We start from the raw sequence: 9159 nt of genomic DNA, 5'->3' as shown, positions 1-9159 counted from the left end.
TAAGAGGACACCAGCAGGGTAATAATTGTTGTCGCCTGAACCGTAAGGGAGGCTTGGAGTCCGAGAAGGCCAGCGTCGAAGGCGATGTAGGCGATTAACAGGGAAAACTCACTGGCCTGCCCCAGTCGGAAGCCGAGATCCCAGGCGAGGCTTGTGCGCTCGCTCATGCCTTTGAGCAACACTCTATAAGTTATGGGTTTCATGGTGAGTACCAGCAGCGCCAGGCATAGCGCCGGCAGCCAAACTTGCTCGAGCATTGCCAGATCGAAGCGTGCGCCTACAGCGAAAAAGAACAGTATGAGAAAGAAGTCCCTCAGCGGTTTGAGGTTCACGGCTATGTATTGAGAGATTGGACTGGTCGCGATGCTGACTCCGGCGACAAAAGCACCAATTTCAGCTGACAAGCCCAACAGTTGAGCGGACTCCGCCATTCCAAGACACCAGCCTATAGCCAGTAAGAATATGTACTCGTGGAAGCGATCAAACTTCTGGATCAGTTTGAGAAGCACGTAACGCACGACCGCCCAAGCGACTAGACCAAGAAGGGGAAGGGCTATAAGAACCTTCGCGATGTGCCAGGCGGCTTCTCCTTCTTCAGCGCTACCACTGGCCATGATTAGCACCAGAACGATGATCGCCAGCAAATCCTGCAACAAGAGCAAGCCAATCATCATTTCGCCGATGTGTTTGTGATGCAAAATTGTCGTCGGTAATAGTTTGATCCCGATGATGGTCGACGAAAACATCATAGCCACGGCTACGATGATCGCCTCTCCGAGCTCCTTGAAAAAGAAGCTCGCAAGCAGCCAGGACGCTAGAAAGAAGATCGCCGAACTCACGAGCCCCACTACCGTTGACTTACGGATCGTTGCAAAAAGCGCCTGGGGCTGCATATCCAGGCCCAAAAGAAAGAGCAAAAATATAATTCCGATATGCCCGATGTCGGAGAGCTGCTGCAGGTCAGTTACCAGACTGAATCCCGACGGCCCGATAAGCGCGCCTAAGGCAATGTAGGCAATGATCAGGGGTTGTCGCGTGTACAGCGCTACCGATGCCAACGCGGCGGCACCGGTGAAAATCAGGAAAAAAGCAAAGGTGACGGAGCTAGGGTCCATGGCAACTTATGCGATGAGCGAGACTGGAGTGTAGCAGGCGCTAGCGGCTCTCCAATCTCAAAGGCTTAGGCTTGAGTTTTAGCCTTGCGAAGGAGAAGTGGCATAGTCTCGCGAGCATCGGCTTGATAGGTCTGGGAAAAGCCTGGCAGCGCGCTTGCGTCAGACGCAGTCTCACGGTCTTCCAGCGTGTCAAAACCGCAGCGATTTAAAAAGACCCACTGATCAGCAAGGATATCTCCCCCAGCGATCAGCTGGCCGGAATACCCCAATTGACGGAGCTTGCCGGCGTGACTGAAGCCTCGTCCGTCCATAAAGCCAGCAAAGAGAATTCTGATACACGATACCTTTACAAGCGCCTCGTAGTGCTCATGTAAATCGTCGCCGCCAGCAATAGTTACGAATGCATTTACTGGTTTACCGGATTCAGTCCACTCGGCAAGTGTGTAGGGAGCTAGCTCAGCATTAACCGGTGCTGCTTCAAGCTCAGGCGAATCTTCAGGAGTTTCCATAGACTGCCTCTTTAAACGGTTCAACGCCGCAGCGCTCAAAGACATGGAGGAACTGCTCTTCTTGTGAGTCACGCAGCTCTGTGTAGCGTTTCAGTAGCTTTTCTATCGCCTCGGGCAGATCCGCGCGACTGAAGGACGGGCCAAGAATCTTGGCCACCCGCGCTGTCCCAGCCTGAGAGCCTCCGATACAGACCTGGTAAAACTCCTGCCCTTTCTTGTCGACTCCAAGGATGCCTATGTGGCCTACGTGGTGATGGCCGCAGGCATTCATACAGCCGCTGATGTTGAGTTCTAGTGGACCAAGGTCAAACTGATAATCCAGTTTTTCGAAGCGTTCCTGCAGTGCCTGGGCGACAGGTAGTGATTTGGCATTCGCCAGAGAGCAAAAGTCGCCTCCCGGGCAGCAAATCATATCGGTGATATGGCCTGCGTTAGAGGCGGCCAATCCCAAGGGCTGTAGTGCCTCCCAGAGCAACATGAGCTCGCTTTCCCGCACATCTGCCAGAACGATATTCTGCTCATGAGTCGTTCTAAGCTCTCCAAAAGAATACTCGTCAGCTAGCTGCGCCAGAGCATCCATTTGCGTCGCGCTGATGTCTCCGGGTGCCTGGCCCGTCGCCTTTAAGGTAATAGTTACCGCACGATAGCCCGGTTGTTTATGCGCCTGGGTGTTGCGTTTTACCCACGCTGCGAACAGAGGCTGTCGTTCACAGTCATCCGACAGGGTGGCCGACTCTTGCGATGCATCGATGGCCTCGTAGGCGGGGGCGGTGAAGTGCGTCGCCATTTCCGCAAGCGCATCTGGTGTCAGTGTGTTGGGGCCGCCACGGTTATGCTCCCACTCAGCATCCACCGCATCGCGGAAGGCCGGGATGCCCATGGCCTTGACCAATATCTTGATGCGCGCCTTGTACTTATTATCCCGGCGCCCATGAAGGTTATAAACCCTCAGAATGGCTTCAAGATAGCTGAGCAGATGCTCGGCCTCCACATCGTCGCGAATCAGCGACCCTACAACCGGAGTTCTACCCAAGCCGCCGCCCACTAGGAACTTCAATCGCACGGCACTTGCGGCATTGCGATAGAGCTCTATTCCAATGTCGTGAAAATGGATAGCTGCTCGATCTTCGTCTGCCCCGTTCACAGCAATTTTGAACTTACGCGGTAGAAATGCGAACTCCGGGTGTAGTGTTGACCATTGGCGAATAATCTCGCAGTAAGGTCTTGGGTCGACAACTTCGTCGGCAGCAACCCCGGCAAATTGATCGGTAGTTGTGTTGCGAATACAGTTTCCACTGGTTTGAATCGCGTGCATCTGAACCGCTGCCAGATCAGCAAGGATGTCTGGGACGTCTTCCAGTTGCGGCCAGTTCAACTGGATATTCTGGCGAGTGCTGATATGGCCATATCCTTTGTCATAGCGCCTGCTGATATCAGCAATGGCTCGCAGTTGCTCACTGCTGATAAGCCCGTAGGGCACAGCGATGCGCAGCATGGGGGCCAGACGCTGGACGTAGAGTCCATTTTGTAAGCGCAAGGGTAGGAATTCAGCGTCACTCAATTCGCCGCTTAGATAGCGCGCGGTCTGATCACGAAACTGCGCAACGCGTTCGTCAACGATGGTCTGATCTAGGTTGTCGTACTGATACATGCGGTTTGCGTCTTCAAAGGAGCGCGCACTTTAACAAAGCTACACGGGTGCAACTATTTTAGTTTTTTATAAGCTTGGATGATTTGGTTATGGGCTTGTGCCGTCTGCCTTGACAGCTGCTTTGAATCAGACAGAATCATGACGAATTTATAGGGATGGCTACTAATGATCGAAGCTCTTGACGGGATACTGAGTAAGGGAGTTGAGCGGGGCGCTGCCCCGGGTGTTACCGCTATTGTCGTGGATCGAGACGGTATTCGGTACGAGGCCGGTTTTGGAGAGCGGCAGCTGGGAGGTGGCGTACCCATGACCCCTGATACCGTAGGGAAAATTTTCTCTATGACCAAGGCGGTCACTGCGGCGGCGGCCATGCAATTGGTCGAGAGAGGTTTACTCAGCCTTGATGGCCCCGCGGCAGAGATCTGTCCTGCGATCGGCGAAAGAGAGGTCCTTACGGGATTTGATGAAAGCGGTGATCCCATCACACGGCCCCCGGCATCGCCGGTCACGCTACGACAGCTTCTGACCCACACCTCAGGATTCAGTTACCACATGTGGGATCCCAGCTTGTTGAAGTGGCTCGAGGCAACGGGGTCTCCCGATATCGGCAGCCAGAAAAAAGCCGCTTTGAATCAACCGTTGATGTTCGACCCTGGCACACAGTGGCGCTATGGCATTGGCATAGACTGGACGGGACAGATGATTGAGGCGGCTTCGGGAATGTCCTTGGAAGAGTATTTCGCCAAGCACCTGACGGGCCCCTTGGGAATGTCCGATACACACTTTGATTACACGGACTCGATGTTTTCCCGTGCAGCCCATCTGCACGCACGCCTTCCTGACAGCTCTTTTACGCCTTTGCCCCTGGAGCAGACGGATCTCAGAGAGTTTGATGAGGGAGGCGGGGGGCTCAAGGGCACCATGCACGACTACGGCAGGTTCATTCGTATGATCCTGAATGACGGCGAGCTCGAGGGGGTGCGGGTTCTGAAGGCCGAAACCGTTCAGGCAATGTGTAGCAATCACATTGGAGAGCTTCGTGTTCAACCCATGAAGTCCTACGTTGGCGGACTCAGCAATGACGGTGAGTTTTTTCCGGGTGACCCAAAATCCTGGGGTCTGAGCTTTCAGATTAACGAGACTGCAGGATTTACCGGTCGCCCTGCTGGGACCCTAATGTGGGCAGGTCTGGCCAATAGCTATTACTGGATCGATCGTGAAAATGGCATTGGCGGCGCTTACCTCAGCCAGATTCTGCCGTTTGCTGATGCAGGCTCATCGGAGCTGTTCTTCGAGATGGAAGCCGCAGTTTACAACGGTCTTTGACTTTCGGCTTAGACTTCAAAAGAGTCAACAGCGACAAGGGACTTCGGCGAGTTAAGGCTTGGGCCAAAGAGGGGAGAATGCTAAACTGCTGCCGCCTGAAACCTTGGTGAGCGAGAGCCACCAGCACAGTACGGCACAGCACCATAAAACTTCAGCACAAAACCACAAAATCAATAGAACACGAGGATAGATAGTGATGGCTTCAAGCGGATCTCAAAAATCAAACAGCACTGCCGATGCGGTTGCCACGGTTGTGATCATGACAGTTGTCGTTGCTACTGTGTCTTTTTGGCTTGCCGGGATGCCCAGCTGAGGCTACCTCTAGCGTCGTATTAACGACTGCTGAGCACCATACTTACCACGGTGTAGACCGTACCGATGAAAAGAGCAGTAAACAGTAAACCCGCAAATATGAACGTGCCCGCGCGGCCCCGCTGAAAGTCTCGCTCGCGGTTTTTACTGCTCTGAACGCCCAAGCCCGCAGCAAAAACACTACTGATCACCTGAAGCGGATTTAATGATTCTTCTGCCTCTTTGGGTTTGGGGTCTTGATCATGGCTTACGCTGTTGGGCTCAGCGTCAGCGCTTACCATCTCCGATGATGTGTTCGGATCCTCGATCTTTTCACGACCACTATCTTCAAGATCACTATTTTCACGATCACTTTGCACTGCGTTCATCATCATGCGTTCCTTAGGCGAACCGTCCTAGTCAAGGTTCGGCGCTAGCCAACGAGCTAACTCCGCTGTCTTCATGCCTTTCCTGGCGGCCATTGATTCCAGTTGATCCTCACCAATCTTGCCCACGGCGAAATACTTCGCCTCCGGATGAGAGAAGTACCAGCCGCTCACCGAGGAGGCTGGCTCCATCGCATAATTATCCGATAACGTTACGCCGCAGCGGGTCTGTGCATCGAGAAGTTCAAACAGCGCACGCTTCTCTGTGTGGTCAGGGCATGCGGGGTAGCCCGGCGCCGGACGGATGCCTCGATACTTCTCGCGAATCAACTCCTCATTCGAGAGTTCTTCGTCCACGGCATATCCCCAGAACTCCTGACGAACGCGGCGGTGCATGTGTTCCGCCAGGGCTTCTGCGAGTCGGTCTGCGAGGGCTTTCAACATAATGGAGCTGTAGTCGTCATGCGCGGCTTCAAAAGCAGCGGCGCGTTGGGCAACGCCGTGGCCAGTCGTTACACAGAATCCGCCAATGTAGTCATCGCTGGGCGCAACAAAATCGCTCAGGCTGAAATTGGCGCTTCCATTGGGCTTCTCGGTCTGTTGGCGCAAGTGGTGGAGGCGGGTGGGAGCCTCTGTGCCTTCCGCCGTCACAAGCACATCCTCTCCATCGCTGTGGGCAGGCCAGAACCCTATGGCCGCTCGGGCTTCAAGCCAGTCTTCATCGATAATCTGCTTGAGCATCGCCTGCGCATCGGCGAACAGCTCCGTTGCCTGCTCTCCGACAACTTCATCTTCAAGAATGCGTGGATACTTCCCCGCAAGTTCCCAGGTGATGAAAAAGGGCGTCCAGTCGATCGTGTCCACCAGACTTGCCAGTGAGATGTTCTCGAATACCCGCACGCCCGTAAAAGATGGCTTGGGAGGCGTGTAAGCAGACCAGTCGAATTGAGCTCGATTAGCGAGAGCGGACTCATAGGACAGCCGCTTAGCCTTAGGCTTGCGCTTGGCCATGCGATCCCGAACCTGCGTGTACTCTTCACGCCGCTCACTGACGAAGTTTGCTTTGTGATCGCCGAGAAGCTGTGAAGCAACAGACACGCTGCGCGAGGCATCGGGAACGTAAACGACCAGATCATTCTCGTAGTTGGGCTCGATCTTTACCGCGGTGTGGGCTTTCGACGTCGTTGCGCCGCCGATCATCAGCGGGACTGAAAAACCGTTTCGCTGCATCTCGCTGGCAACGTGCACCATTTCATCAAGAGACGGAGTGATTAAACCACTTAGGCCAATAACGTCTACATTTTCTTCTTTGGCGACACGCAATATCTCTTCACAGTGAACCATGACGCCGAGATCAATCACTTCATAGTTGTTGCACTGCAGCACCACACCCACGATGTTCTTACCGATATCGTGTACGTCACCTTTGACCGTGGCCATGAGAATCTTGCCGTTGGTGCTGCCTTCAGCTTTCTCGTCCTCAATGTAGGGTTGCAGGTAGGCAACCGCCTGCTTCATAACTCGCGCGCTCTTCACTACCTGCGGGAGGAACATCTTTCCCTGACCGAATAGGTCGCCGACAACGTTCATGCCGTCCATGAGTGGGCCTTCGATAACCTCAATAGGGCGGCTCGCCTGTTGTCGGGCTTCCTCTGCGTCTTCTTCGATGAACCCGTTGAGGCCTTTCACCAGCGCGTACTCGAGACGCTTACTTACGGGTTCATCTCGCCACGCAAGGTCTTCAACTCGAACGGTCGCCGGCCCATCAGCGTGGTACTTGCTGGCAATATCGAGGAGACGCTCGGTACTGTCATCGCGCCGATTCAAAACGACGTCTTCAACCGCATCGCGCAGTTCAGCCGGCAGTTCGTCATATACGGCGAGCTGGCCCGCATTCACGATACCCATATCCATGCCAGCTTGGATGGCATGGTAGAGGAACACTGAGTGGATGGCTTCGCGAACGGGGTTGTTTCCGCGGAAGGAAAAAGACACGTTCGAAACGCCACCGGATACTTTTGCACCCGGTAAACTTTCTTTTATCCAGCGCGTGGCTTCAATAAAATCTACGGCGTAGTTGTTGTGAGCCTCGATGCCGGTGGCGACCGCAAAGATATTGGGATCAAAAATGATGTCGTCCGGATTGAAGTCCAGACGTTCCCTGAGCAAGTCCCAGCTGCGCTGGCAAATCTCTTTCCGTCGAGCGATGGAGTCGGCTTGACCGTCTTCGTCAAAGGCCATGACCACGACTGCGGCCCCATAGCGCTGGCATAGTCTTGCCTGCTCGAGAAATTCTTCCTCACCGGCCTTCAGGCTGATGGAGTTGACTACGGCCTTTCCCTGAACACAGCGAAGTCCTGCTTCGATGACTTCCCACCGCGAGGAGTCGATCATGAGAGGAACGCGGGAGATATCCGGCTCGGAGGCGATGAGGTTCAGGAACGTCACCATGGCTTCCTTGGCATCCAGCATGCCTTCGTCCATGTTGACATCAATGATCTGCGCGCCGTCCTCTACCTGGGTCCGTGCGACGTCCAGAGCGGTTTCATAATCACCGGACAGGATCAGCTTCTTGAAGCGGGCCGAGCCTGTGACGTTGCAGCGCTCACCGACGTTCACGAATAAGCTGTCTGCAGCAAAGGTGAAGGGCTCAAGGCCGCTAAGTTGGCATGACTTTGGGTTGGCGGGTAGCGAGCGGGGCGCAATGCCGTCCACGGCGTTGGCTATCGCTCGAATGTGTGCGGGCGTCGTGCCGCAGCACCCACCCACAAGATTGACGAAGCCTCGCTCGGCAAAGCCTTTGAATTCTGCGGCCATTACTTCGGGAGCTTCGTCGTACTCGCCAAAGGCATTGGGTAACCCAGCGTTTAGATGCGCGCTGAAATAGCCATCGGTGGCGTTTGAGAGCTCTTCGAGAAACGGACGGACCTCTTCAAAGCGCCTTCCGCAGTTGCTGCCTACAACAAGCGGTCGTGCGTGCGCCACGGAGTACCAGAAAGCTGTAGGGCTTTGGCCAGAAAGGTTTCGCCCGCTGACGTCCGGAAAGGTCACAGAGATCATCACGGGAAGCCGGACACCTCTCTCTTCGAACACACGCTCGATGGCGAAAATTGCTGCCTTTGCGTTCAGCGTGTCGAAAATAGTTTCGATCATTAGCAGATCGACGTTCCCGTCCAGCAGACCGCGGGTAGCGTCCGCATAATCGTTACTCAGGCGTTCGTAGTCGATGTTTCGGGCGCCTGGATCGTTCACATCGGGCGAGATAGATGCAGTTCTAGGGGTGGGGCCTAGTACTCCCGCCACAAAGCGAGGCTTCTCAGGCGTCTCGCTGCTCATTGCGATCGCTACTTCTTTAGCGAGCTTCGCAGCGGTCTCATTAAGTTCCCGAGCGATTGCCTGAAGACCGTAGTCTTCCAGCGCAATGGCCGTCGCGTTGAAGGTGTTGGTCTCGATAATGTCTGCGCCGGCCTGCAAGTAGGCCCTATGAATATTCTTGATGACATCCGGGCGCGTTATCGAAAGAAGATCGTTGTTGCCTTTAAGATCTCCGGCATGATCAGCAAAGCGCTCGCCACGGTAGTCCTCTTCCGTCAGACCCTCAGCCTGAATCATCGTCCCCATAGCGCCGTCTATTACAAGAATGCGGTCGCCAAGAGCGTCAGCCAGGGGGCCGGATACGGGGATAAGGGGGTTCATGGCTTGTACTACTTCCGTTGCTGACTGTTGAGTGCGCGATGAGGCTTGCATCGGCTGTTTTTACTGCTAATTTTCGGTGGCGAAGGATAGCAGATTCAGGGGGGCAACGCAGCGCGTTGATACCTGCTCCACGGGCCTAACCGTAGTGAATTTGCAGGAAACAGTGACGCTGGGATGGTGTCCGG

General features: G+C 54.6%; 6 protein-coding genes. 1 reads left to right on the top strand and 5 read right to left on the bottom strand.

Translation table 11 applies throughout. From position 1 onward, the window contains the following. The 3 genes from AB8B76_RS02345 to AB8B76_RS02335 form a co-directional block, all read right to left on the bottom strand. The coding region (locus AB8B76_RS02345) for a cation:proton antiporter (protein ID WP_405269716.1) at nt 1–1115 on the bottom strand (1115 nt) is incomplete at its 3' end. 65 nt (nt 1116–1180) lie between these two features. Continuing rightward, nucleotides 1181–1624 carry a DUF934 domain-containing protein gene (locus tag AB8B76_RS02340; protein WP_405269713.1) on the bottom strand — a complete coding sequence of 148 codons (444 nt, stop codon included), beginning with the start codon at nt 1622–1624 and terminating at the stop codon, nt 1181–1183. Further along, nucleotides 1611–3275, bottom strand: coding sequence for a nitrite/sulfite reductase (locus AB8B76_RS02335; protein WP_405269710.1), 1665 nt, complete (start codon nt 3273–3275; stop codon nt 1611–1613). The genes AB8B76_RS02340 and AB8B76_RS02335 overlap by 14 nt, the downstream gene beginning before the upstream one ends. Nucleotides 3276–3440: 165 nt before the next feature. Here AB8B76_RS02335 and AB8B76_RS02330 point away from each other — a divergent pair, with 165 nt between their 5' ends. Next, the gene (locus AB8B76_RS02330) at nt 3441–4601 is read left to right on the top strand and encodes a serine hydrolase domain-containing protein (protein ID WP_405269707.1); all 1161 of its coding nucleotides are present in this window, start codon (nt 3441–3443) and stop codon (nt 4599–4601) included. Nucleotides 4602–4933: 332 nt separating this feature from the next. On the opposite strand, the gene AB8B76_RS02325 is transcribed toward AB8B76_RS02330, so the two are convergent. Together AB8B76_RS02325 and metH are read right to left on the bottom strand one after the other, a co-directional pair. Beyond that, nucleotides 4934–5281 (bottom strand): DUF2970 domain-containing protein, encoded by a 348-nt coding sequence (locus AB8B76_RS02325; RefSeq protein ID WP_405269704.1) that lies wholly within the window; start codon nt 5279–5281, stop codon nt 4934–4936. Nucleotides 5282–5308: 27 nt separating this feature from the next. After that, nucleotides 5309–8974, bottom strand: coding sequence for a methionine synthase (metH, locus tag AB8B76_RS02320; protein ID WP_405269701.1), 3666 nt, complete (start codon nt 8972–8974; stop codon nt 5309–5311). Nucleotides 8975–9159: the final 185 nt, after the last annotated feature.

It is taken from the genome of Congregibacter sp., from assembly GCF_045107095.1.
GTDB lineage: Bacteria > Pseudomonadota > Gammaproteobacteria > Pseudomonadales > Halieaceae > Congregibacter.
Note: the sequence above shows the minus strand (reverse complement) of the source record. Positions and strands in the feature narration are given on the sequence as shown.

Excerpts from the sequence above, each read along its gene's own strand:
- AB8B76_RS02340 (WP_405269713.1), bottom strand. The coding sequence starts at position 1,624 with ATGGAAACTCCTGAAGATTCGCCTGAGCTTGAAGCAGCACCGGTTAAT.
- AB8B76_RS02335 (WP_405269710.1), bottom strand. The coding sequence starts at position 3,275 with ATGTATCAGTACGACAACCTAGATCAGACCATCGTTGACGAACGCGTT.
- AB8B76_RS02330 (WP_405269707.1), top strand. The coding sequence starts at position 3,441 with ATGATCGAAGCTCTTGACGGGATACTGAGTAAGGGAGTTGAGCGGGGC.
- AB8B76_RS02325 (WP_405269704.1), bottom strand. The coding sequence starts at position 5,281 with ATGAACGCAGTGCAAAGTGATCGTGAAAATAGTGATCTTGAAGATAGT.
- metH (WP_405269701.1), bottom strand. The coding sequence starts at position 8,974 with ATGAACCCCCTTATCCCCGTATCCGGCCCCCTGGCTGACGCTCTTGGC.